This is a genomic window from Pseudomonas sp. E102 (assembly GCF_052660185.1).
Genome location: NZ_CP084025.1, coordinates 3,034,570 through 3,057,232 on the forward strand (window position 1 = coordinate 3,034,570; position 22,663 = coordinate 3,057,232).

Consider the following 22,663-nt stretch of genomic DNA (forward strand, 5'->3'; position numbering starts at 1 on the left):
TAGCGTGTTTCAGCGCTTGGGCAAGTCGATCACGACCTTCAAGCCGCCCCACTCGCTGTCACCCAGCGCCAGCGTCCCGCCCCAGGTGTCGACGATGTCGCGCACGATGCCCAGCCCCAGGCCGTGGCCGTCGGTTTGCTCATCCAACCGCGTGCCTCGGCTGAATACCTGGTCGCGGCGCTCCGCGGGGATGCCCGGCCCATCGTCTTCCACCACCAGGCTGAAGCCCTCGACCGTCTCGCTCACGCTCAGGCGCACTTCGGCGTCAGCCCATTTGCACGCGTTGTCCAGCAGGTTGCCCAGCAGTTCCAGCAGGTCTTCACGATCCCAAGGCAGGTGCAAGCCGGGCGGCCCGACGTAGGCCAGATGCAGATGCTCGCCATGGATCATGTTCAGCGTCGCCAGCAATCCCGGCAGTTCGGCGTCGCAGTCCAGGTGCGCCCCGGGCAACGCATCACCGGACAACCGGGCGCGATTGAGTTCGCGGTTCAAGCGCTGGCGAACCTGCTCCAGTTGTTCGAGCAGCAACTTGCGCAGTTCCGGATAAGGGTCGAGCTTTTCGTTCGACGCCAGGCTTTGCAGCACCGCCAGCGGGGTCTTCAAGGCATGGCCCAGGTTGCCCAGGGCGTTGCGTGAGCGCTTGAGGCTGTCTTCGGTGTGGGCCAGCAGATGGTTGATCTGCGCCACCAGTGGCTCCAGCTCCCTGGGCACTTGCTCATCGAGCTGCGAGCGCTGCCCGCGTTGCAACTGGGCAATCTGCTCCCGAGCCTTTTCCAACGGACGCAACGCGCGATGTACCGTGAGGCGCTGGAGTAACAGGATCAGCAGCAACCCGGCCAGGCCGAGCCCCAAGCCGACCTGCTGCATCCTCAGGAAGCTGTCGCGCACGGGCGTGTAGTCCTGGGCCACGCTGATGGAAATTGCCTGGCCCAAGCGCCGATAGTCGGTGCGCAGTACCAGCAGCCTCTGGCCTTCGGGGCCCAGTTGCAGATTGCTGTGCAGGCCCGGATGGTCGAGCCGGGGCAGTTCCTGGTCCCACAGGGAGCGGGAGCGCCAATGCTCGTTGGCGAAATCGATGCGGAAATAGTGCCCGGAAAACGGCCGCAGATACGCCGGTGACAAGCGCCGCTCGTCCAACTGCAAACCTTGCGGGCCACGGACCAAAGCTACCAACAGGTTCTCGCTGTCGTTACGCAGCCCCGCTTCCAGATAACGCTGCAAGCCTAGTTCGAACAGCCACAGGCTGGTCTGCGCCAGGACGAGGCCGACCACGACCATCACACCGATCAGCCCAAGGCTCAGGCGCCGTTGGATGGATCTCACTGCGTCTGCCCGCCGAACAGGTATCCCTGGCCGCGACGGGTTTCGATCACGCTGCGCCCCAGCTTGCGCCGCAAGTGGTTGACATGGACTTCCAGCACATTGGAATCGCGCTCGGTTTCTCCGTCATACAGGTGCTCGGCGAGATGACTCTTGGAGAGGATTTGCTCGGGGTGCAACATGAAATAGCGCAACAAGCGGAACTCGGCGGCGGTCAGCTGGATCTCCGCTCCGTCACGAATCACGCACTGGCGCCCTTCATCCAGGTGCAACCCGGCCGCCTGGAGCGTCGGTTGATTGGCCTGGCCGTGGGAACGACGCAGCAGCGCCTGGATGCGCAAGTGCAGTTCTTCGGGGTGAAAGGGCTTGGTCAGGTAATCATCGGCCCCGGCCTTGAGCCCTTCGATGCGCTCGGCCCAGGAGCCGCGGGCGGTGAGGATCAACACCGGCGTGGCCAGGCCACCGGCTCGCCATTGCGTCAGCACCTCAAGCCCAGGAACGCCCGGCAGGCCCAGGTCCAGAATGATCAGGTCGTAGGGCTCGCTGCTGCCCTGGTAGATCGCATCACGACCATCGGCCAGCCAATCCACCGCATAACCCTGCCGCGCAAGCCCGGCCATCAGCTCATCGGCCAGGGGAACGTGGTCTTCCACCAGGAGCAGGCGCATCAGTCTTCCTTATCTTTGAGTAAACGGCCGGTAGCGGCCTCCAGGTCCAGTTCGCGCACTACGCCGTCGGTATCCAGCAGCTCGACCTCATAAATATAGACGCCGTGCTTTTCCTCCAGCTCGGCCTCCAGCAACTTGGCGCCAGGATGGCGGTCCAGCGCTTGTTGGAGCAATTGCTCCAGCGGCAGGATCACGCCCTGTTGGCGCAGTTGCAGGGCCTCGTCCTGGTCCAGGTCCCGGGCCATGGCGAGTGAACAGAACGCCAGCAGCGCCAGCGCCCAGCGGCTGCGGGCGCGTAAACTAAGCTTCATTACGTATCCTGATGATTCTTGAGCACCTTGCCGCTGACGGCGTCGAGTTCCAGTTCCCATTCGATGCCATCCGCATCGCGCAGGTCCACCTTGTAACGGTACTTGCCGTATTCATCTTCCAGCTCTGAATCAATCACGGTGCCGTCAGGGTGTTCGGCCAGGGCCGCTTCGTTGAGCTTGTCAAAAGGCAGGATGGTACCAGCGTCCACCAGCTTTTTGATCTCATGGCGATGGAGATCTCGTGCTTGAGCCAGGCCAGCGCCAAAGGCCATGAGCGTCACGAGAATAAAGGCAGTCAGGCGGTTCACGGATTATCTCCTTCTTATAATCTTCACCGGGAAACTTTATCGGGATGAACTTAACTGAAACTGAATTGCCATCATTGGACACACATCAATTGAGAGCGAGCTTGCTGGCAACAGCGGTTTTTGCGTTGCCATCGATGCAACTGGGCTGACGCTATCGTGAGCAAGCTCGTTCCTACGGGGTTTTGTGTCGTTATAATTCATCGCTTGCCAGTATCAGAGACCGGTATGACCGCCATCCATATCAAATTCCCAGCCCTCACCGTCAAGGCCGGCTCCCGCGCCTTCAAGCGTATCCGCGAGGCGGGCCTCAAGGCCGCCGATGTTGGCATCCTGCCGGGTGCCGCCGGTGGCCCGAAAGCCTTGGGCATCCAGGGATTGGACCTGGCCCTGTTCGGCGAATGGCTCCCCGCCGCGCCGCGAGAGCGGTCGCTGATCGGCGCTTCGGTTGGCTCCTGGCGCTTTGCCAGCGCCTGTCTGCCGAACGCCGCCGAGGGTATCCGGCGCCTGGGCACTTTGTATAACGAACAGAGCTTCGCCAAAGGCGTGACCATGGCCGGCGTCAGCCAAAGCTCCCAGCGCATGCTCGACGACCTGCTGGAAGGCCGGGACCTGACGATCCTCGACAACCCGCTCTACCGGCTCAATATCATGGTGGTCAAGAGCCACGGCTTGCTGGCACTGGACCACCGTGGCCGGCTGGGCCTGGGCTTGTCGTCGGTGATTGCCGACAACTTGCGGGGCCGCGCACGCTTGTCGCGGCATTTTGAGCGGCTGATCGTACACGATCCTCGGTTGGCGCCTCCGCTGAATCCGCTGACAGACTTCCCGTCGCGCTTCGTGCCGCTGGCCGCCGATAACCTGCGCCAGGCGTTGCTGGCGTCGGGCTCGATCCCGATGGTAATGGAAGGCGTGCGCGACCTCCCCGGCGCCGGCGCCGGCACCTACCGCGACGGCGGTCTGCTGGACTATCACCTCGACCTGCCCTACAGCGGCGACGACATAGTCCTCTATCCACACTTCACCGATCGGGTCATTCCCGGCTGGTTCGACAAGGGCCTGCCATGGCGCAGGGGCAACGCCGAACGCCTCCAGAACGTGCTGTTGCTCGCGCCATCGCGCGAATACCTGGCTCGCCTGCCCTACGGCAAACTGCCGGATCGCAACGACTTCAAGCGCTTCATGGGCGATGACCCGAGCCGCCGTAAATACTGGCGCACGGCGATGGACGAAAGCCGCCGGCTCGGCGATGAGTTCCTTGAACTGACAGCCAACGGTGGATGGGGCGAGCGTTTGCTGACCCTTTAGTCAGCATGCTCGCGCATCACACGGATCAACCTGATAAACTCCGCCGCCTGCCTCGCGACCGCTACCTTAAAGAGCCTGAACCTGTGGAAATCTTCAAAGAATTCACCTTCGAATCCGCCCACCGCCTGCCCCACGTACCCGAAGGCCACAAGTGCGGCCGTCTTCACGGTCACTCGTTCAAGGTGGCTATCCACCTCAGCGGTGACATCGACCCGCACACGGGATGGATTCGCGACTTCTCGGAAATCAAGGCGATCTTCAAGCCGCTCTACGAGCGCCTGGACCACAACTACCTCAACGACATTCCTGGCCTGGAAAACCCGACCAGCGAAGTCCTGGCCAAGTGGATCTGGAATGAGTTGAAGCCGCTGCTGCCGGAACTCAGCGCCATTCGCATCCACGAGACCTGCACCAGCGGCTGCATCTATCACGGAGAGTAACCAAACCTGCTGTGGCGAGGGAGCTGCAGCTTTTGTGTCTATGCTCTCTGGCTTAAACATGCCAAGAGGATACGATCATGACCCATTGGCCGCTGGATCAGGTCTACCAGTTCAACGGACACCCCGTCCGCTACGCCATCCACGGCGACGGCCCGCCGCTGGTGTTTGTCCACGGCACGCCCTTTTCTTCCCATGTGTGGCACCGCATCGCCCCGCTCTTCTTCGCCACGCACAAAGTGCATTACTTCGACCTGCTGGGTTATGGCCAATCTGCGCAACCGGACGCCGACGTGTCCCTGGGCGTGCAGAACACACTGCTTGCCCAATTGCTGGAACACTGGAACCTGGAGCGTCCAGACGTAGTGGCCCATGACTTTGGCGGCGCCACCGCGCTGCGTACACATCTGCTCGATGGCAAGGATTACCGAAGCCTGACCCTGATCGACCCGGTGGCCCTGTCGCCCTGGGGTTCGCCTTTCGTCCAGCATGTGCGCCAGCATGAAGCGGCGTTCAGCGGCCTGCCCGATTACATCCAGCGCGCTATCGTGCCGACCTATGTCCGCGGCGCGATGAAACGAGACATCTGCGACGCAGAACTGGCGCCCTACGTGAAGCCGTGGCTTGGCGATCCGGGCCAGGCGGCCTTCTACCGGCAGATTGCGCAGATGGACGAGCGCTACACCCGTGAGGTCGAAGGGCTGTACCCCAGCGTACGCTGCCCGACCCAGATATTGTGGGGTGAAGATGACCAGTGGATCCCCATCGAGCGTGGCCGCGCGCTGCACAAGATGATTCCGGGGGCGCTGTTTCAGGCCGTGCCGAACGCTGGACATCTGGTTCAGGAGGATGCGCCGGAAGCCATCGTTGCGGCGGTGTTGCGGTTCTTAGGGCCGCTTTCCCCTACCTGAAATCTTTATGGTGTGGGAGCGAGCTTGCTCGCGATAGCGATTCGTCAGTTGATGGGAATGTGGCTGACCTGACGCTATCGCGAGCAAGCTCGCTCCCACACGGCCCCTCCGTGTTCCAACGTGAACCATCCCTGCACCACTTTTGTTCCTCGAAACCCACCCAACCCAACGGGATTGTCTATAAATAACCGGCGATCGCTCGCTTGGCACGGCCGCTGCACGCTTGCGCTTTTTCTCTCTCCGCAAGGACCCGCCACATGACCCAGAACGATCCCGGTAATGACTACCCCTTGAGTGAAGTCCCGATGAGCGCACGCAAGGGCCTGGCTTCGACGGCCATGGTGCTGCTGGGCTTTACGTTTTTCACCGCCACCATGTTTGCCGGTGGCAAGCTGGGCGTGGCGTTCGGTTTCGCGGACATGCTCGGCGTCATCGTCATCGGCAATCTGTTGCTGGGCCTTTATGCCGCGGGCCTGGGTTACATCGCGTTCAAGAGCGGGCTCAATTCAGTGTTGATGGGCCGCCTCTGTTTTGGCGAAGTAGGCAGCAAGCTCAGCGATCTGATCCTGGGCTTTACCCAGATCGGTTGGTACGCCTGGGGCACGGCCACCGCTGCGGTGGTGCTGGGCAAGTACTTCGAGTTGGGCCAGGGCACGGTGCTGGGGCTGATGGTACTGTTCGGCCTGGGATTCTGCGCCACGGCTTATATCGGCTATCGCGGGCTGGAGATCCTGTCGTACATCGCCGTACCGGCCATGCTGTTGTTGCTGATGCTCTCGATGTGGGTCGCGACGCAGAAGGTCGGCGGCCTCGATGGCCTGCTGGCGGTTGTGCCAACGGGTAATCTGGATTGGTCTACGGCAATCACCCTGGTTTTCGGCACGTTCGTCAGCGGCGCCACGCAGGCGACCAACTGGACACGTTTTTCCCGCTCGGCGAAGGTCGCGGTGCTGGCGAGCCTGATCGGCTTTTTCCTGGGCAATGGCCTGATGGTGTTGATCGGCGCATACGGTGCCATCGTCTACCAGCAGCCCGACGTCGTCGAAGTCCTGTTGTTGCAGGGCTTCGCCATGGCCGCGATGGCAATGCTGCTGCTCAATATCTGGAGCACCCAGGACAACACCATCTACAACTTCGCCGTGGCCGGTTGCAACCTGCTGCGCACTCGCCGACGCAGGGCGGTCACGCTGGTCGGCGCCGCGATCGGCACCCTGTTGGCGTTGCTGGGCATGTACGATTTGCTGGTGCCTTACCTGATCCTGCTCGGCACCGTGATTCCACCGATTGGCGGGGTCATCATGGCCGACTTCTTCTTCCGCTGGCGTGGGCGCTATCCTCGCTTGGCGCAGGCGCAACTGCCTGCGTTCAATTGGCCTGGGCTGGGTGCCTATGCCGTCGGCACCGTTGCGGCGTTCAACTCGCCATGGATCGCACCGCTGGTAGGAATCGCCACCGGCGCGCTAACGTATGTGCTATTGATCGGCGTGACAGGCACTCGCACCGCTGACGCGCCCCTACAAGACCTCTAAAGGATTCGCCTGATGCACATCATCAACGCCCGCCTGCGCAACCGCGAAGGCTTGCATGAATTGCACCTGGAAAACGGCCTGATCGCCAGCATCGCCCGCCAGACCGAAGCCCCCAGCCTGGGCCCCGAAGACATCGATGCCGGAGGCAACCTGGTGGTGCCGCCTTTCGTCGAGCCGCACATACACCTGGACGCCACACTGACCGCCGGTGAACCGCGCTGGAACATGAGCGGCACGCTGTTCGAGGGCATCGAATGCTGGGGCGAACGCAAGGCCACCATCACCCAAGAAGACACCAAGACCCGCGCCAAGAAGACTCTCCAGGCCCTGGCCGCCCATGGCATCCAACACGTGCGCACCCACGTCGACGTGACCGATCCGGCGCTCACGGCGCTCAAGGCAATGCTCGAAGTGCGCGAGGAAAGCCGCCATCTGGTCGACATGCAAATCGTCGCGTTCCCCCAGGAGGGCATCGAGTCCTACCGCAACGGCCGCGAGCTGATGGAAGAAGCGATCCGCATGGGCGCCGACGTGGTGGGGGGCATTCCGCATTTCGAATACACCCGCGACCAGGGTGTCAGTTCGGTGAAGTTCCTGATGGACCTGGCCGAGCGCACCGGCTGCCTGGTGGACGTGCATTGTGATGAAACCGACGACCCACACTCGCGCTTCCTCGAAGTGCTCGCCGAAGAAGCGCGCAGTCGCGACATGGGCGCGCGGGTGACCGCCAGCCATACCACGGCGATGGGCTCCTACGACAACGCCTACTGCGCCAAGCTGTTCCGCCTGCTCGGCCACTCTGGAATCAGCTTCGTATCGTGCCCGACTGAAAGCATCCATTTGCAAGGACGCTTCGACAACTTCCCCAAGCGTCGCGGCGTCACCCGGGTCAATGAACTGCTCGAAGCCGGAATGAATGTGTGTTTCGGCCAGGATTCGATCGTCGATCCATGGTACCCGCTGGGCAATGGCAACATCTTGCGCGTGCTCGAAGCCGGGCTACACATCTGCCATATGCTCGGCTATCGCAACCTGCAAAGCGCCCTGGACCTGGTCACCGACAACAGTGCCAAGGCCATGGCCCTGGGCGAGCGCTACGGGCTGGAGCCTGGGCGTCCGGCGAACCTGCTGGTCCTTTCGGCCGACAGCGATTACGAAGTGATCCGCAGCCAGGGCCTGCCGCTTTACTCGATTCGCAAAGGCGAAGTGCTGATGAAGCGGCAGATGCCGGTGGTAGAGTTCGGGCCGCAGTTGACCTGAAATCCCCTATACCTGTGGAAGCGAGCCTGCTCGCGATAGGGGGCTGTCGGTTGATATCTATGCGGCTGAGCTGACGCCATCGCGAGCAGGCTCGCTCCCACAGTGGCTTGGTGTGATACCTGAAATCTGCGCCCGCTGGAGATCTACTGTGGAAGCGAGCTTGCTCGCGATAGGGGTCTGTCAGTTGATATCTATGCGACTGAGCTGACGCCATCGCGAGCAGGCTGAACTGGCCTAATGATTTTGGACACTTCAATCGGGCGCTATGATAGCGCCCAAATCTGAGGTGTTTGGATATGCGTAAATCTTATTCGAGTGAGTTCAAGCTCAAGGCTGCCAGCATGGTGCTGGATGAAGGCCAGCCGGTTACCGAGGTCTGTGCCAGCCTAGATATCGGCCCCACTGCTCTGCGCCGCTGGGTCGATCAAGTGCAAAAAGAACGCCTGGGTTCGACCCCGGTAGGGGCCAAGGCGATTACCGCTGATCAGCGAGAAATCCAGAGGCTCAAAGCCCTACTCAGGGAGAAAGACCTGGACATTGAAATCCTAAAAAAGGCCAGTGCTCTCCTGCTTTTGGACGCCAAAGATCATTCACGCTGATCGATGAGCTGGACGAGCAATACGGCGTTAAAAGGTGTTGCCGGGCGTTTGGGATCAACCGCAGTAGTTTCTACGCCTGGCGCCAGCGCCAAGGCAGAGCAAATCCTGAACGGGACAAGCTCAAAGCCGCGCTGGTCAGGCACCACAGGGCGTCCAGAGAGTCGGCCGGCGCACGTACTTTGTCCAAGGAGCTAAAAGCCAAAGGGCATCGTATCGGACGTTATATGGCTCGCAGTTTGATGCGCGAAGCTGGCATCGCTAGTCGTCAGCGCAGGCGCCATAAGTACAAGTCGCCGGGCGTTGAGGCATTGGTGGCGCCGCACGTGCTCAAGCGAAAATTTGATGTAACGGCGGTTAACCAGGTGTGGTGTGGCGACGTGACTTACATCAAGGTCGGCAAGCGGTGGATGTACTTCGCCGCCGTTCTGGATCTGTACGCTCGGAGGATCGTGGGTTGGTCGTTCTCGATGATTTCTGATGCCAACCTGACCTGCGAAGCGCTACGCATGGCGGTTGAGCTACGCGGCCACCCCCAGGATGTGTTGTTTCATTCAGACCAAGGTTGTCAGTACACCAGTCATAAATTCCGAAACGAGCTTGTGAAACACGGGTTTAGGCAAAGTATGAGCCGTAAAGGCGAGTGCTGGGACAACGCCCCCATGGAGCGTTTCTTTGGTAGTTTGAAATCAGAGTGGGTTCCTGAAACGGGCTACAAACTGGAACATGAGGCCCGGGCAGACGTGCAGCGCTATGTCTCGCGCTACAACATCAGCAGGCCTCACAGCTACAACGACTACCGGTCGCCGGTCGCGAAGGAAAGGTTGGCGGCGTGAACCTTAATCGGTGTCCAAGATTACTTGACCAGTTCAGGCTCGCTCCCACAGGGGATTGGTGTGATACCTGAGATCTGCGCCCGCTGGAGATCTACTGTGGGAGCGAGCTTGCTCGCGATAGGGGTCTGTCAGTTGATATCTATGCGACTGAGCTGACGCCATCGCGAGCAGGCTCGCTCCCACAGTGGATTGGTGTGATACCTGAAATCTGCGCCCGCTGGAGATCTACTGTGGGAGCGAGCTTGCTCGCGAAGACGTCATCGGCCGCGCCGCGCCAAACAACCTGACCCGCACCAGCTCGCCTGCCTCTTCCTCCAGCAGGATCGGCGCCGTACCGCCGGGCATCACCACCCTCACCACCCCCGCCCTCACCCACCCCAACCGCCAGGCGGCACTGGCCACGGCGCTGGCGCTGGTGCCTGATGACGCGGTAGGGCCTTCGCCCCGCTCGAACACCCGCGCCGCGACTTGCCCTTCGCCCGCGCGCCACGCCCATTGCAGATTGATCCCCGCCGGACAAGGATCGCCCGCCCCGCCGGGGGTGGCATAGGCAATGGCGGTCAGGCTCTGCGACAGCAACGGCGCGCGCATCTGTGAAAGACTCGGCAATGCCTCCACGTCATCGACCAACGTCACGCAGTGGGGGTTGCCGATACGCACGAACTGGCTATTGCCCCACGCCGGATCCAACGCATGAAGCGCAGGCACCCGGCTTGTTTCGCACCGGCCGGACGTCACTTTTTCCACCCCTTGGGCAGCGACGGCACGGGGTCCGAACAGCGGTTTGCCCAGATCCAGCCAGAACCCTTGCACGCCTTCGAACTCGGCGGCGCGAACCGTCGTTTGCAGCGGTGAGACACCTTCGGGTTTGTCGTGATGGACCCTTAGCAAAAAGTCCATGTCCTCCGGCAGCAGACCTCGCTCTTGCAGGGCCAGGGAAAAAATCGTCAAGCCATTGCCACTGCGCTCGGCCAGCGTTCCATCGGTATTAACGATCAACACATCGAATGACGGCTCGTCCTGGAACGGGCCAATCAGCAGGCCATCACTGCGATGGGCCTTGGCATCCGGCGGCGCTTCGCCCGGCGCCCATGCGCAAAAAGCCTGCACCGCGGCACAACTCCAGGCTTGGCGCGTTCGCGCTGCCTGGACGGCAGACGGCGGAAGATCGATCCCCTCGGCACGGATTTGCTGCGGGGAAACGACTCCATAAACATTGCCGCGTGCGTCGTAGAACTGTGCCATGCGTCGGTCCGGAATAAGCCTGGGGAAGTCGCTACTCTAGGCCAATCCACCGCCCGAGCACACACGGATACAGTATCAATAACCCTGTCATCGGTTCTGCACATCCTCCAGCGTCAATCGGATCTGCCGATGGAAATGCTGCAACGCCGGTTTGGTACACGCAAAACACCGGGGCGTCACCTGTAAGGTCCGACAGGTGCGACTTGGCTGGCTAGCTCGTAACGTAGGCAAGTCACGCCCGGACAAGGACTCATCATGAAAAACAAGCGCACCTCAACGCCCATGGCAGAGCTCTACAGCGAAGGCCGAAAACACTTCATCGAACTGGTACCCGACGGCGGCGCGCGCCTCGACGCGTTGTTCCACACTGCTCCGGCGCTTGGCGAACTCGCCGTCGGTGTGGTGTACGGTCATTTGCAGAGTCGTCCCGGCCTTGACCCGCGCCTGCGAGAAGGCGCAACGCTGGCCGCCATCGTGGCGGCCGGAATGGTCGGTCCTCCCCTTAGCGTGCATTTGAAAACCGGGCTCGCATCAGGGTTGGCGCCGGGAGAGATGATTGAACTGGTGGTACAGGCCTCGGCGTTCGCGGGTTTTCCGCGAGCCGTCTCCGCGGCCGATCAGCTCAATCGGTTGTTTGCAGAAGCGGGCCTCGCCTCGCCACCGCCGCCCACGCCCCGGGAAGTGACGCTGGACTTTTGCGAGCGGGTGCGCAAGGGCCGTCCGCCCATCCCGGTCCAACCTCAGATCAAGCGGTTGCTGCGCAAAGCCCTACGCTTGTCGGTTCATGGAACGTCGGCCCGGAATGTGGTCGTCGAATGCTTCGATGCAGAATCCGACTTCCCCACCGCCCTGGTGTATTTCGAGGTGGAGGCTGACCATGTGATCAGCCTCAGGTTGTATCACGCGCGATGACTCGCGCGGGTTCCGACAGGACACGTCCAGTGCCTTGGCACGTTGGGGTCGCGGTGCGGTCAGTGGATATGCAAGCATAGGCGCCTCCCTGCCCGCTTGACCGCACCGCACGAACGCCAAGGACGATTCATGACCGCTATCACCCCTCCACCTACCTTTGTTCCAGGGCGCCTGGAGCAGATGTCCACCCGTGTCGCCTACCTCATCGCCGGAATCGGCATCGCCGCGTGGGCACCGCTGGTGCCTTATGCCAAGGTGCGGGCGAACCTCGATGAAGGCACCCTCGGGTTGCTGCTGCTATGCCTTGGAGTCGGATCGATCCTGGCGATGCCGATTTCCGGCGCGCTGGCGACACGGTTCGGTTGCCGTCGAGTACTCAGTGGCGGCACGCTTCTGGTCTGCCTGGCGCTGCCATTGCTGGCGACCATGAGTTCCTTGCCGTGGCTGGTGGCGGCGTTGTTCCTGTTTGGCGCCGGGCTCGGCACCGTGGACTCGACGGTGAACCTGCAAGCGGTCATCGTCGAGCGCGCCAGCGGCAAGACCATGATGTCGGGTTTCCACGGCATGTTCAGCCTCGGCGGGATCATTGGCGCCGCCGGTGTGAGCGCCCTGCTCGGCCTGGGACTTTCGCCGCTGGCGGCGACGCTTGTCGTCAATGGCGTGCTGTTGGTGGCGCTGTTCAAGGCAGCGCCGCACCTGCTGCCCTATGGCAGTGAAAGTGCTGGGCCGGCGTTTGCCATTCCTCACGGCGTGGTGCTGTTTATCGGCATCCTGTGCTTTATCGTGTTCCTGGCCGAAGGCGCGGTGCTGGATTGGAGCGCCGTGTTCCTGACCGCTGAACGCGCAGTGGATAGCGCCTATGCCGGGCTGGGTTACGCCGCGTTTGCCTTGACCATGACCATTGGCCGGCTGACGGGCGATTCGGTGGTGCATCGACTGGGGGCCAAGCGGGTGATCATTTACGGCGCAACGATGGCCGCCGCGGGATTTCTGATGGCGACCGTCGCGCCCATGTGGCAAGCCGCGCTGCTGGGTTATGCATTGGTCGGTGCCGGGTGTTCCAACATCGTGCCGGTGCTGTACACCGCCGTTGGCAAACAGACGCTGATGCCCGAAGCCATCGCCGTGCCGGCCATTACCACCATCGGTTATGCCGGCATTCTCGCGGGGCCGGCATTGATCGGCTTCGTCGCCCATGGCAGCAGCCTGGGCATCGCGTTCGGCTTGATTGCGCTATCGCTGGTGGCGGTGGCGTTTAGCGGTAAGGTATTGAAAGTCTGAAGCCTTGAGACGTCCCCGTGGCGAGGGAGCTTGCTCCCGCTCGGCTGCGAAGCAGTCGTAAACCGGTGAATGCGCTGTGCCAGAGGCTTCGCATTCGAACGAGCCTGCTCGCGATGGCGTCGGGTCAGTCGACATCGAGGGATGACTGACAATCTGCCATCGCGACCAAGCTCTCACAGGGCTCGGCTTACATCACGTATCGGTCAGAACCGGCACACCGCGGCTGCCCCGGTGTCGGTCGGCATGACATGCTCGGGCGGCACCACGACCACTTCACCGCCTTGACGCGTCACCGCGAGGATCAGTTCGTCCAGCACATCTGGAGCCTGTTCATCGCCCGTCTCGTCGATGATCAACCGGCCTTTGTCCGGGTCCAGCTGGCCGGGCACCTGGCGCTCCGCCTCCACCAGCAACATCGCGACACGGCCCTCCCAAGCGGCCTTGGCGATGTCGGCCAGCTTGTCCAGGGCGCGTCCCTGGCCGACCGCGACGCCATAGCGATTCAGGCTATCGACCACTTGGTCGGCGTGACTGTGGGCCATGAGCTTGGCGCATTGGACCCGCAACTCTTCGACGCTCAACCGCGAAGGATCGCCCTCGATACCCTGCGTCAGCAGGTGCTGGTTATGACTGACGGCACGGAACACTGCCTGGTTTTCCGGCAAGGCCACCAGGATCATCGGCAGGCCCGAAGGCTGCGAGTGATGTTGCAGGATGGCTTTGTCCACCGCGCGGAAAAACCGTTCGCGATCCAGGTTGATTTCGTCCTGCTTACCGCCACCGGCGGACTCATGCATCATCGCATCGCCACGCTCGCCGCTGCGGCTGAAACCATTGGGGAAGCCCTGCTGGTCACCCGACGTCAGCTCATCGCCCAACGCCTCGTTCTGGTTGCGCGGGACCGGATCGGCCAGCTCGATTTTCTCCAACTGCTCGCTGGAACCTTCATACAACCAGATCTCGTTGCGGGTCAGGCACAACGCCTGGTAACGCTCGGTGGACTGCACCAGGCGCAACAACGGCTTGAGATAAGGATGGCTGTTGGCGAACGCGCATTCCGGCAAGCGCTGGCTCACCGAAACGACTTTGAAATAGTCACGGGCACCGAACACCGCGATGCCGTCGCGGTTGGAATTCCAGAAACCCTGGTCCTCCACCAAGGCCAGGAACGGAGCCAGCAACGGCGCGCAGTCCATGTCAGGGTGCTGTTGTTCAAGTTGGGTTTGCAGGTCACGCACCAGGTTCTTGTAGCGGATCGGGTCCTGGCTACGCTCGGGGAATGTGCGATGGGTGGGCATGTACAACGAAAGGCTCGGCTGTTCGTCGAACGCCAGGAGCTCGGCCAGCACCTGCCGGCTGAAGGGTTGATGAGCGGTCATGATCGTCTCCTTTATTCTTTACCACGAGCCTCTTGGTTTTCGAGGAAGTCCTCCTCCAGCATGGCGTCCACCATCTCCGGCGGCGCCTCATCGACGGGTGCGGTTACGCGGCCCATCGATTCGACGGCGGGGTTGAGCTTGCCGATCTGATGATCGAGCGCGTGCAGCATTTTCTCGGCAGCGCCCTCCACGGCCAGCTCCAGGCTCTCGGCCTTGTGACTGACCGACAACGATGAGTGGCCCTGTACGCGTGCCTCGATCTGGCAACGCTTGTCGGCGGCACCGCCCTTCTGGGCATTTTCATCACTGACGTGAATCTCGACGCGGGCCAGCTGATCTTCGAAACGCTGCAACGCGTCCACCACCGTACTGCCAACCCATTCCTGCAAACGGGCACTGCCTTCAATATGGTTGCTGTTGACTTGAACTTGCATGATCGACTCCTTTGCAAAAGACGGCTGACGCCGCCTGTTGTAGGTAGAAGAAGATCAAACGGGCGAAGTTCCCGGCGCGGGATGACTGGAGCCTGAGAGGCTGTTGATACCCTTTGTGGGAGCATTACCTCGCCTTTCAGACCTCCGGCATTTTTCGGAAGCCCACCGCCAAGCGGTTCCAACCGTTGATGGCGTTGATCGCCACGGTCAGGTCGACCATTTCCTTGGGCGTAAAGTGCTCGTTCAGCAGCTCGTAGTCGGCGTCGGGCGCATGGGTCTCGCTCAGGCGCGTCAGGGCTTCGGTCCAAGCCAGCGCGGCGCGTTCACGGCCGGTGAAAAACGGCGCCTCGCGCCAGGCGGTCACGGCATACAGGCGCCGCTCGGTCTCGCCGTCCTTGCGCGCATCGGCGGTGTGCATATCGATGCAGAACGCGCAGCCATTGATTTGCGAAGCGCGCAGCTTCACCAGCTCGATCAGGGACTTTTCAAGGCCCAATCTGGAGACCGCGTTCTCCAGGGCCAGCATGGCTTTGTAGGCATCAGGGGAAGCGGCATAAAAATCGATACGCGGTTGCATGGGGGAACTCCTGAACAATTGGGTGTGGCGCTACGTTAGCCCTGCACTGGCGCAGGACAAATAGCCAATTGTGGGGAAGTTCGAGTGACCAATGAAGCGTCGTTGCCTGCCGGTGGAGATAGGTCAGGCCCGGCTGCGCAACCATTGCAGAAAGCGCTTCTTGGCGACCGGCTTGGGTATGTCACGGGTCAGGTTCTGAGCCAGGTGGATGCGTACGTCCAACAGGTTTTTCATGGCGTCGCCGATGTCGCGACGGGCCTCGAGACAGGGTTTGAGGTAACTGTTCTCGATGCGATACAGGGTGCAGAACGTCTTCGCGGTGAAACTCGCCAACGCCGCTTGCTCGGCGACGACCCCGGCTTCGCCGATGACTTCACCCGGCCCCATGCGCCCGCCCTCGATGGGCTGGCCATTACGCATGAGGCTCGCGCTGACCACGCCGGACTCAATGATGAACAGGTGGTCGCTGACCTCTCCGGCTGCCAGGATCACGTCGCCGGCGCGGAACGTCTGCAGGGTCATGTTCTGGCTGAACGTGTCTTTCTCGTCCGGGCGCAGCGTGGAAAAGATGCTGGAGCTTTCCAGCAATGCCCGAGGACGCGACACCGCCACGGCCGCCGCGCTTTCGCCAGTAGACAGCAGGCTCACGCCCGATGCATGCAGATGCCGGAACGCCAGATCGAACAGTTGATTGCGGACTTCGCGTTTTTGCCCCATCGAGGCCACAAAACCGCTGATCTCGTATTCCGCTCCGGCGCTGCCGGCGCTCTTGAGCGTGACGCTGGGCGCCGGGCTGGCGAGCAGCGCCCGGCAGCCGATCATTGCCCGCTCCAGCGCTTCGATCACTTTTTGTGGGCGGGCATGCGGGCTGATCTGGAGGCTGATGGACAAGCCATGCATGTCGCTGGGACGGCTGAAGTTGACGATCTTGGCTTTCGCCGCCAAGGAATTGGGAATCACCGCCATGCTGCCCTGGGAGGTCTGCAATCGCGTGGCCCGCCAGTCGATGTCGGTGACCCGGCCCTCGGTGCCGTCGATGGAAATCCAGTCATCGACTTGATAGGGCTTGGTGGTGTTGAGCACGATGCCGGAAAACACATCGCTGAGGGTGCTCTGCAAGGCCAGGCCGACGATGATCGCCATTGCGCCGGACGTCGCGAGCACGCCCTTGACCGGCAGATCCAACACATAAGCCAGCGCCGCGATGACAGCGACCAGGAAAATCACCGCCCCCAGTAGATCCTGCAACAGCCGTCCCGTATGGCCGACCCGTTGCATCATGACCGCGCCGATCATCACCGTCAGGGTTCGCGCGGCGAACAACCACCACGCAATCTGCAGGCCGGTCGCCGCCAGGTGCCGAGGTACGTCGTCGACCCACTGTGCGGTCTGCATGGGGTTGAGGCCTTCGTTGAACAGCAGCATGCTGAACAACATGAAAATCGCCAGCCGCACGCCGATTTTCCAGTAGGTCCGTTCGGCACTGACCAGCCGCCACGCCAGCAAATCGAGCACGAGCAATGCCAGGGCACACAGCAGCGGATGGTCGGTGATCGGGGCGAGCATCGGGACAGCTCCAGGAAGGCGATTGGCGAAGATTGGCACAGATTCAAGCGGCTGTAGAGATCACCCCCACAATGGATTCGCGTTGCTGCTTGACTAGCCATCCATCCGGCCGAAGCGCCCGGAATGGAAATCCTCGAAGGCCCGGTGGATTTCCTGCTCACTGTTCATCACGAACGGACCATGGCCGACGATGGGCTCATCGATCGGCTCGCCACTGAGCAACAGCAGTACCGCGTCGTTGTTGGCTTGCACCCTCAACTGGTCGCCTACCCGATCAAACAGTGCCAGTTGCCCGGCTTCGACCCGTTCGCGGCCGTTGGCCTGGATCGAACCTCGCAGCACGACCAACGCGCTGCTGTGGCCGTCATGCAGGTCCAGGGTCAGCTCTTTTCCGGCGTTCAGGCGGATATCCCAGAGGTCGATGGGTGTAAAGGTTTTCGCCGGGCCTTGGTGCCCCTCGAAGCGCCCGGCGATTACCCGCACGCTGCCGGCCGCGTCTTCTAGCGTGATGTTCGGAATGTCCTGCTTGAGAAGGGTCTGGTAGCCGGCCGGCGCCATCTTGTCCTTGGCTGGCAGGTTGACCCATAACTGGACCATCTCCATGAAGCCACCCTGCCGGGCGAACGCTTCGGAGTGAAATTCCTCATGGATGATTCCTGAGGCAGCGGTCATCCACTGCACGTCGCCGGGGCCGATCTTGCCGCCACTGCCGGTAGAGTCGCGGTGCTCCAGTTCGCCCTGGTAGACGATGGTCACGGTTTCGAAACCCCGATGAGGATGCTGGCCGACGCCACGGCGCTCGGTGGTGGGCGTGAATTCGCTGGGGCCGGCGTGGTCCAGCAGCAGGAACGGGCTGATGTGCTTGCCCAGGTTGTCGTAGGAAAACAGCGTACGGACCGGGAAGCCGTCGCCAACCCAATGCGGCCTTGGACTGGTATAGAGGCCTATGATCTTTTTCAAGCTGCGTCTCCAAATCAAAGGTTGAGATTTGATGGACACAGCTTAAAACCCATACCAATAACGCACCAGACTGCAAAAACCGGCCTTAGCGTTCTACCTATGGAACGACGATCGACACTGCAAGGGCGAACTCGGTTCTGACGCTCAAAGCTGATTACGCTTGGCAAATTCCGACAGGCCCACCAGGGAACTCAAGCCGAGCTTTTCCAGCAAACGGGTCTTGTAGGTGCTGACTGTCTTCGGGCTGAGGAACAAAGTCTCGGCGATGTCCTTGCCACGCATGCCCATCGCCAGCATCCGCAGGATGGATAGCTCCCGGGTGGAAAGACTCTCGAGTGCTTTCTGCTCGGAACGTTGTTGAAAGTCCAGCCTGACGGACATCTGCGGAAAATAGGAATAGCCGGACTTCAAGGCGTGGATGGCCTTTATCAGCTCCTTCAGGTCACTTTTCTTGGTCACGAACCCCCTGGCCCCGGCAGAAATGCAGCGGTTGCAGAAATGCTGGGCATCCTGGGAGGTGAACACCAGCACAGCGCAACCGGGAAATTGGCCGGTGATCCAGACAAGCAGGTCCAAGCCATCGAAACCATTCATGACCAGGTCCAGGATCACCACGTCCGGGATATCCTGCTTGATACATGCCCGCGCATCGGCCACGCCGCTGACATCAGTGACCTGGCTGAATCCCTCGTTCTGGCATACAAGCCGCAGCGCCCCCCGGATGACGGGGTGATCGTCCACAATCAATACGTTTTTCAAGGCAACTCCCCGGGGACAATGCAAACGGCGCCGACGCCATGACCGCATCGACGGTGACACAAATGGCTGACCCAGCCACCTGTAAGATCTGACAGTGCGGACCAGCGGTGCCGTCAGGTTCCGTGACGCTGTCCGACGGTGCGAGCCCAGGACGGAACCGGCTCGTTGGCCGCTGGATCGACGCTTTTCATCAGGCGCTGCACGGAAATCGCATCGGGCAGTCGGGCGTTGCTTACCTGGAGAAAAGGCTGGCGAGTCGCCGGGGTACCCTGCTGGGCGTTGTAGATCAAAGCATGACGAACCAGAGGGTTGTCGAGGAAGAATCCGGGCAGGTCCAAGGCGTCATCCGCCACGCTGGCATTGACGATGACCAGGTCGAACGGCTCACAGCCGCAGTCCACCAACGTCAGGAGTTCATGCACGTCGCTCACCGGAGCGATGCGGAAATAGCCTTGGTGATTAAACAGGCGTTCTAGTTGCAGTCGATGATAATGCTCAGGATCGGCAATCATGATGCGTAGAGCTTTATTTGGCATGGCAGGCATTCCAATGGCAACGCGGCAGGTACGAACCGGCTCGGGAACGTTAAGTCGCGTCAGGCTAGAGGAAGGTCTTTAGGCACGCTGTAGGACAAATCTCAAAAACAGGAAGAAAAATCGCCTGTCGACCTGCGGCAGTGTGCGTTTTCTATCAATGCCGGTCGCGCGTAGGGTCGATGGCGCCGGCGTTGCCTTGCGCAACGGGCTTGCTTGTCATGTAAGCCTGGAGCCGCCCAGTCAGGTGCTCCATCGCCTCGTGCAACTCATCCGCCGCAGCAGCGAGCGATGACGTTTCGCCCGCGCGGCAGGCGTTTTCCAGTATTTCGCAAGCGGCAATCAAGCGCTGTGCCTGGATCAACCTGGCCCCGCCCTTGATCCGATGCGCCAGATCGGACAGCCCGGACACGTCATGGCGCGAAAACAATGTCTGCAACCGCGCCTTGTCCTGTCCATTGCTGTCGATCAGTTCCAGCAACAGGCCCTGGGTGGAAACCCAGTCGCCGCCAGTCAGTTGTTCCAGGCTGGTCAGGTCGAAGTCTGCGTCAGCAACACGCGGTTCCACCGCACCGTTGGGCACGACCGATGCCAGACGCGCGTTCAATTGGTTCAAGCCGATGGGTTTGAACAGACAATCGTCCATTCCCGCCGCAAGGCAACGGGCCTTTTCCTCGGGCTGGGCATTGGCCGTGAAGCCGAGAATCGTGGTCGGCGCCAGGCCTCGGTCCCGCTCGTCGTCGCGAATGGCGCGGGCCAATTCATAACCGCTCATCCGCGGCATGTTGCAATCGGTGATGACGGCGTCGAACTGCCCGGCGCGCCACGCCCGCAACCCCTCGGCACCGTCTTCGGCCTCCCGCAGCCGGTGGCCCAGGTAGTTTATTTGCTGGACCAGCAACAACCGGTTGGCCGGGTAATCATCGACCACCAGGATGTTCAACGGCCGTGCGGGCATCACCGGCTCGGTCTGCACCACCGGCGCTTCGCCCACCGTTTCAAGCAATGGCAACTCCAGGCGGATCTCGACCTGCGTACCTTGTCCTGGCACGCTATCGAGCAGCAATGTGCCGCCCATCATGCCGCATAAGGTGCGGCTGATGACCAGCCCCAACCCCGAACCGCTGCGCGCCGCCTGGGTGCTGTCGCCGACTTGAGCGAAGGGGCTGAACAAGCGTTGCTGGTCGTGGACTGAAATTCCGCGGCCGGTGTCTTCGACCCGCAGACGGATGGCCAGGCGCTGCCCTCCCTTTCCCGGTTCGGCTCGCAGCACCAGGCGCACGTGGCCCTGCTCGGTGAATTTGATGGCATTGCTCAGCAAGTTCGAGAGCACCTGCTTGAAGCGCATCGGGTCGATCAATACGTCCTGATTGCTCGCCGCGTCCACATCCAGTCGCAGGTTCAATTGTTTTTGCCGGGCCAGGCCCTCGAACATCCTCGCCACGGCCTCGACCATCGTGCGCAGGTTGGCGCGCTCAGGTGTCAGCGACAGCCGCCCCGATTCGATGCGGGCGATGTCGAGAATGTCGCCGATCAAATCCAACAAGCCTTGGGCGGCGCTCGACGCGACTTCAAGGGCGGCCCGGTCCATGACGCCTTGCTCGGCTTTTTTCAGCGCCATTTCCAGCATGCCGATCACGGCGTTCATCGGCGTGCGGATTTCGTGGCTCATGGTCGCCAGGAACGTGGTCTTGGCCCGGTTGGCATCATCGGCGCTCGCCTTGGCCACGCGCAATTGCTCGAGCAGGCGCCGCAGGTAGACAACCCAGCCCAATGCCAGCAGCAACAGCAAGGCGGCGATGGCGAAACCCTGGACAATCGCGGTGCGATGGCGCAGCCAGTAGCTGTCATCGATTACCACTTCACTGCGCCAACGGTTGGTCAGCTCATCCATTTCCTCGGGGGAAATACTCAGCAGCCCCTTGTCCAGGATCGAATAGAGCTGCGCTGCGTCATGACTGGTCGCCAGCGCGACGCGGGCGGGCACCGTGCCGACGGTGCTGGTGACTTTCAGCTTCTCGCGGTACTGGCGAGAGATCATGTAGCGAGCGCTGATCAGCGAACTGATCGCGCCGTCCGCCGCGCCTGTGGCGACCATGGACATGGCCTCGGCCAGGTTCTGCGCCGGCACCAACTGCACCGTGGGAAACTGCTCCAGCAGGTATTCGCGCAGCATGTTCCCGCGCACCAGCGCCAGCCGTTTGCCGGCCATCCGATCCATCGTCAGCGAGTCATTCGCCTTGACCGGCACCACCAGCACGAAGGGGTTCGTCAGGTACGGACGGGTAAAGCGCAACTCATCTTCGAGTTCCGCGCTGGGAATCGCGGTTGCCAGAACGTCGGCCTTGCCGCTGGTGATCCTGCCGACCAGGTCATCCACCGAATCGCCATGCTGGATGTCGAATTTCAGGCCGGTGCGCAAGCTGATCCTGGCCAGCACATCGGCCCCGATGCCGCGGAGTTGGCCGTGCTCATCGAAAAACGTCAACGGCAGGAAATTTTCGCTGACAGCCACCTTGATTCGCGGATGGGCATCGAGCCAGCGCTGTTCATTCACACTGAAATGCAACGCCTGCTGGCCCGGCACGCTTGCCCCGCCGGCATTCCAACGCCGCAGGATGCCCATGCATTCGCCGATGGGGATGGCCTGTAACGCGGCATTGACGATGCGCAACAGCTGCTTGTTGCCACGACTGACCGCGAAGGCGAACGGTTGCACTTCCATGCGGGAAAGATCCACCAACTGGACATTGTTCAGGTAGTTCTTGCTGATCAGGTAGTGGGCGCTGATCGAATCCCCCAGGTAGACGTCGGCCTGGCCGAACGCCACGGCGCCGATGGCGCTCAAGGTCGAGGGAAACAACTGCAAAGTGGCGTCGGGATAAAAAGCCTCGACCTTATCCGGGGGCAAGTAGTGATACAGCATCGCCACCCGTTTGCCCGCCAGGTCCGCGGGCAGTTCCTCGCCGGCATCGACCCTGGCCACCAGCGTAGGAATGTCATCGGCATAGGCCTGGGACATCGCCAGCCCCGGATCGCTGGCCTCGAAGCCATTGGCGGTGCCGAGCATATCGATTTCCCCGCTGCGCAGGGCCTGGAGCGATGCATCCCGCGAGGCGTACCGCTGCACCCGCACCTCGACGTGCAACAACTGCCCCATCAACCGGGCGTAGTCAGCGGTCAAGCCTTCGTAATCGTTGCCATTGCCGGTGATGCTGAACGGCGGATAATCCGGTGCCGAGGTGCCCAGCAGCAACGTGCCCTTGCGCCGCAGCCAGGCCCAGTCGGCTTCGTCCAGGCTCACCGAATAATCGCTCACAGTGGATCGTCCGAGCACCTGCAGCGACTCGGGTTTAGCGCCCACCTGTGGCGCCATACAGGATAGACCCAGCCATATCGCCGCCAGGCCCGTGCGCAGCAACAGGATCATTCGATCAGGTTTCGCTTGGCGAAATCGGCCCGGAACGCTACTTCAGCGACCGGCTGATCGGTTCGGACTGCCAATGCGAGGGAACAGCGAACCGTTTACGTTCCTC

General features: G+C 61.6%; 22 protein-coding genes. 9 read left to right on the top strand and 13 right to left on the bottom strand.

All coding sequences use genetic code 11. The features are described 5' to 3' along the window. Positions 1 to 9 precede the first annotated feature (9 nt). The 4 genes from DOCECA_RS13895 to DOCECA_RS13910 are packed head-to-tail and all read right to left on the bottom strand — an operon-like array spanning position 10 to position 2,607. Complete coding sequence (locus DOCECA_RS13895; protein ID WP_420765671.1) at positions 10 to 1,323, bottom strand: ATP-binding protein; 1,314 nt, start codon at positions 1,321 to 1,323, stop codon at positions 10 to 12. Next, positions 1,320 to 1,988 (bottom strand): response regulator transcription factor, encoded by a 669-nt coding sequence (locus DOCECA_RS13900; protein WP_434559831.1) that lies wholly within the window; start codon positions 1,986 to 1,988, stop codon positions 1,320 to 1,322. The genes DOCECA_RS13895 and DOCECA_RS13900 overlap by 4 nt, the downstream gene beginning before the upstream one ends. Then, on the bottom strand, positions 1,988 to 2,299 hold the full coding sequence (locus DOCECA_RS13905; protein WP_420765669.1) for a PepSY domain-containing protein: 312 nt from the start codon (positions 2,297 to 2,299) through the stop codon (positions 1,988 to 1,990). The genes DOCECA_RS13900 and DOCECA_RS13905 overlap by 1 nt, the downstream gene beginning before the upstream one ends. After that, positions 2,299 to 2,607, bottom strand: coding sequence for a PepSY domain-containing protein (locus tag DOCECA_RS13910; RefSeq protein ID WP_434559833.1), 309 nt, complete (start codon positions 2,605 to 2,607; stop codon positions 2,299 to 2,301). The genes DOCECA_RS13905 and DOCECA_RS13910 overlap by 1 nt, the downstream gene beginning before the upstream one ends. A gap of 225 nt (positions 2,608 to 2,832) precedes the next feature. On the opposite strand from DOCECA_RS13910, the gene DOCECA_RS13915 reads away from it, so the two are divergent. The 7 genes from DOCECA_RS13915 (at position 2,833) to DOCECA_RS13945 (ending at position 9,481) form a co-directional block, all read left to right on the top strand. Next, the gene (locus DOCECA_RS13915) at positions 2,833 to 3,912 is read left to right on the top strand and encodes a patatin-like phospholipase family protein (protein WP_420765667.1); all 1,080 of its coding nucleotides are present in this window, start codon (positions 2,833 to 2,835) and stop codon (positions 3,910 to 3,912) included. Between the two features lie 83 nt (positions 3,913 to 3,995). Beyond that, positions 3,996 to 4,352, top strand: a complete 357-nt coding sequence (queD, locus tag DOCECA_RS13920) for a 6-carboxytetrahydropterin synthase QueD (RefSeq protein ID WP_025212792.1) — start codon at positions 3,996 to 3,998, stop codon at positions 4,350 to 4,352. Positions 4,353 to 4,429: 77 nt separating this feature from the next. Further along, positions 4,430 to 5,260 (top strand): alpha/beta fold hydrolase, encoded by an 831-nt coding sequence (locus DOCECA_RS13925; protein WP_434648391.1) that lies wholly within the window; start codon positions 4,430 to 4,432, stop codon positions 5,258 to 5,260. A 257-nt stretch (positions 5,261 to 5,517) separates the two neighbouring features. After that, positions 5,518 to 6,789 (top strand): cytosine permease, encoded by a 1,272-nt coding sequence (gene codB, locus DOCECA_RS13930; RefSeq protein WP_420765665.1) that lies wholly within the window; start codon positions 5,518 to 5,520, stop codon positions 6,787 to 6,789. A 12-nt stretch (positions 6,790 to 6,801) separates the two neighbouring features. Then, positions 6,802 to 8,049: a cytosine deaminase gene (gene codA / locus DOCECA_RS13935; RefSeq protein ID WP_434559839.1), complete on the top strand. Its 1,248-nt coding sequence runs from the start codon at positions 6,802 to 6,804 to the stop codon at positions 8,047 to 8,049. Positions 8,050 to 8,345: 296 nt separating this feature from the next. Then, complete coding sequence (locus tag DOCECA_RS13940) at positions 8,346 to 8,648, top strand: transposase (protein ID WP_014717988.1); 303 nt, start codon at positions 8,346 to 8,348, stop codon at positions 8,646 to 8,648. 8 nt (positions 8,649 to 8,656) lie between these two features. Then, positions 8,657 to 9,481, top strand: a complete 825-nt coding sequence (locus tag DOCECA_RS13945; protein WP_434611621.1) for an IS3 family transposase — start codon at positions 8,657 to 8,659, stop codon at positions 9,479 to 9,481. A 225-nt stretch (positions 9,482 to 9,706) separates the two neighbouring features. Here DOCECA_RS13945 and DOCECA_RS13950 read toward each other — a convergent pair whose 3' ends face one another. Continuing rightward, the gene (locus DOCECA_RS13950) at positions 9,707 to 10,726 is read right to left on the bottom strand and encodes a diaminopimelate epimerase (protein ID WP_445570690.1); all 1,020 of its coding nucleotides are present in this window, start codon (positions 10,724 to 10,726) and stop codon (positions 9,707 to 9,709) included. 255 nt (positions 10,727 to 10,981) lie between these two features. Between DOCECA_RS13950 and DOCECA_RS13955 the strand changes: the two genes are divergently transcribed. After that, on the top strand, positions 10,982 to 11,638 hold the full coding sequence (locus tag DOCECA_RS13955; RefSeq protein ID WP_434648397.1) for a carboxymuconolactone decarboxylase family protein: 657 nt from the start codon (positions 10,982 to 10,984) through the stop codon (positions 11,636 to 11,638). 129 nt (positions 11,639 to 11,767) lie between these two features. Beyond that, complete coding sequence (locus DOCECA_RS13960; RefSeq protein ID WP_434648400.1) at positions 11,768 to 12,919, top strand: MFS transporter; 1,152 nt, start codon at positions 11,768 to 11,770, stop codon at positions 12,917 to 12,919. 203 nt (positions 12,920 to 13,122) lie between these two features. Here the strand turns inward: DOCECA_RS13960 and DOCECA_RS13965 are convergent, their stop codons facing one another. The 8 genes from DOCECA_RS13965 to DOCECA_RS14000 form a co-directional block, all read right to left on the bottom strand. Next, a complete protein-coding gene (locus DOCECA_RS13965; RefSeq protein WP_434648402.1) occupies positions 13,123 to 14,298 on the bottom strand; it encodes a baeRF3 domain-containing protein in 1,176 nt (391 codons plus the stop codon). 11 nt (positions 14,299 to 14,309) lie between these two features. Next, positions 14,310 to 14,732 (bottom strand): HPF/RaiA family ribosome-associated protein, encoded by a 423-nt coding sequence (locus tag DOCECA_RS13970; protein ID WP_420767829.1) that lies wholly within the window; start codon positions 14,730 to 14,732, stop codon positions 14,310 to 14,312. A 136-nt stretch (positions 14,733 to 14,868) separates the two neighbouring features. Beyond that, positions 14,869 to 15,309, bottom strand: a complete 441-nt coding sequence (locus DOCECA_RS13975) for a carboxymuconolactone decarboxylase family protein (RefSeq protein ID WP_434648405.1) — start codon at positions 15,307 to 15,309, stop codon at positions 14,869 to 14,871. Between the two features lie 123 nt (positions 15,310 to 15,432). Continuing rightward, positions 15,433 to 16,875, bottom strand: coding sequence for a mechanosensitive ion channel domain-containing protein (locus DOCECA_RS13980; protein ID WP_420767831.1), 1,443 nt, complete (start codon positions 16,873 to 16,875; stop codon positions 15,433 to 15,435). A gap of 93 nt (positions 16,876 to 16,968) precedes the next feature. Continuing rightward, on the bottom strand, positions 16,969 to 17,835 hold the full coding sequence (locus DOCECA_RS13985) for a pirin family protein (protein WP_445570691.1): 867 nt from the start codon (positions 17,833 to 17,835) through the stop codon (positions 16,969 to 16,971). Between the two features lie 144 nt (positions 17,836 to 17,979). Further along, entirely contained in the window at positions 17,980 to 18,594 is a 615-nt protein-coding gene (locus DOCECA_RS13990; protein ID WP_420767833.1) for a response regulator, read from the bottom strand. Between the two features lie 113 nt (positions 18,595 to 18,707). After that, positions 18,708 to 19,130: a response regulator gene (locus DOCECA_RS13995; RefSeq protein ID WP_420767834.1), complete on the bottom strand. Its 423-nt coding sequence runs from the start codon at positions 19,128 to 19,130 to the stop codon at positions 18,708 to 18,710. Between the two features lie 154 nt (positions 19,131 to 19,284). Next, positions 19,285 to 22,557 carry a transporter substrate-binding domain-containing protein gene (locus tag DOCECA_RS14000; protein WP_445570692.1) on the bottom strand — a complete coding sequence of 1,091 codons (3,273 nt, stop codon included), beginning with the start codon at positions 22,555 to 22,557 and terminating at the stop codon, positions 19,285 to 19,287. Positions 22,558 to 22,663: the final 106 nt, after the last annotated feature.

Coding starts and splice junctions, on each gene's coding strand:
- DOCECA_RS13925 (WP_434648391.1), top strand. CDS start 4,430: ATGACCCATTGGCCGCTGGATCAGGTCTACCAGTTCAACGGACACCCC.
- DOCECA_RS13975 (WP_434648405.1), bottom strand. CDS start 15,309: ATGCAACCGCGTATCGATTTTTATGCCGCTTCCCCTGATGCCTACAAA.
- DOCECA_RS13940 (WP_014717988.1), top strand. CDS start 8,346: ATGCGTAAATCTTATTCGAGTGAGTTCAAGCTCAAGGCTGCCAGCATG.
- DOCECA_RS13980 (WP_420767831.1), bottom strand. CDS start 16,875: ATGCTCGCCCCGATCACCGACCATCCGCTGCTGTGTGCCCTGGCATTG.
- codB (WP_420765665.1), top strand. CDS start 5,518: ATGACCCAGAACGATCCCGGTAATGACTACCCCTTGAGTGAAGTCCCG.
- DOCECA_RS13965 (WP_434648402.1), bottom strand. CDS start 14,298: ATGACCGCTCATCAACCCTTCAGCCGGCAGGTGCTGGCCGAGCTCCTG.
- DOCECA_RS13905 (WP_420765669.1), bottom strand. CDS start 2,299: ATGAAGCTTAGTTTACGCGCCCGCAGCCGCTGGGCGCTGGCGCTGCTG.
- DOCECA_RS14000 (WP_445570692.1), bottom strand. CDS start 22,557: ATGATCCTGTTGCTGCGCACGGGCCTGGCGGCGATATGGCTGGGTCTA.
- codA (WP_434559839.1), top strand. CDS start 6,802: ATGCACATCATCAACGCCCGCCTGCGCAACCGCGAAGGCTTGCATGAA.
- DOCECA_RS13995 (WP_420767834.1), bottom strand. CDS start 19,130: ATGCCAAATAAAGCTCTACGCATCATGATTGCCGATCCTGAGCATTAT.
- DOCECA_RS13970 (WP_420767829.1), bottom strand. CDS start 14,732: ATGCAAGTTCAAGTCAACAGCAACCATATTGAAGGCAGTGCCCGTTTG.
- DOCECA_RS13955 (WP_434648397.1), top strand. CDS start 10,982: ATGAAAAACAAGCGCACCTCAACGCCCATGGCAGAGCTCTACAGCGAA.
- DOCECA_RS13960 (WP_434648400.1), top strand. CDS start 11,768: ATGACCGCTATCACCCCTCCACCTACCTTTGTTCCAGGGCGCCTGGAG.
- DOCECA_RS13915 (WP_420765667.1), top strand. CDS start 2,833: ATGACCGCCATCCATATCAAATTCCCAGCCCTCACCGTCAAGGCCGGC.
- DOCECA_RS13950 (WP_445570690.1), bottom strand. CDS start 10,726: ATGGCACAGTTCTACGACGCACGCGGCAATGTTTATGGAGTCGTTTCC.
- DOCECA_RS13900 (WP_434559831.1), bottom strand. CDS start 1,988: ATGCGCCTGCTCCTGGTGGAAGACCACGTTCCCCTGGCCGATGAGCTG.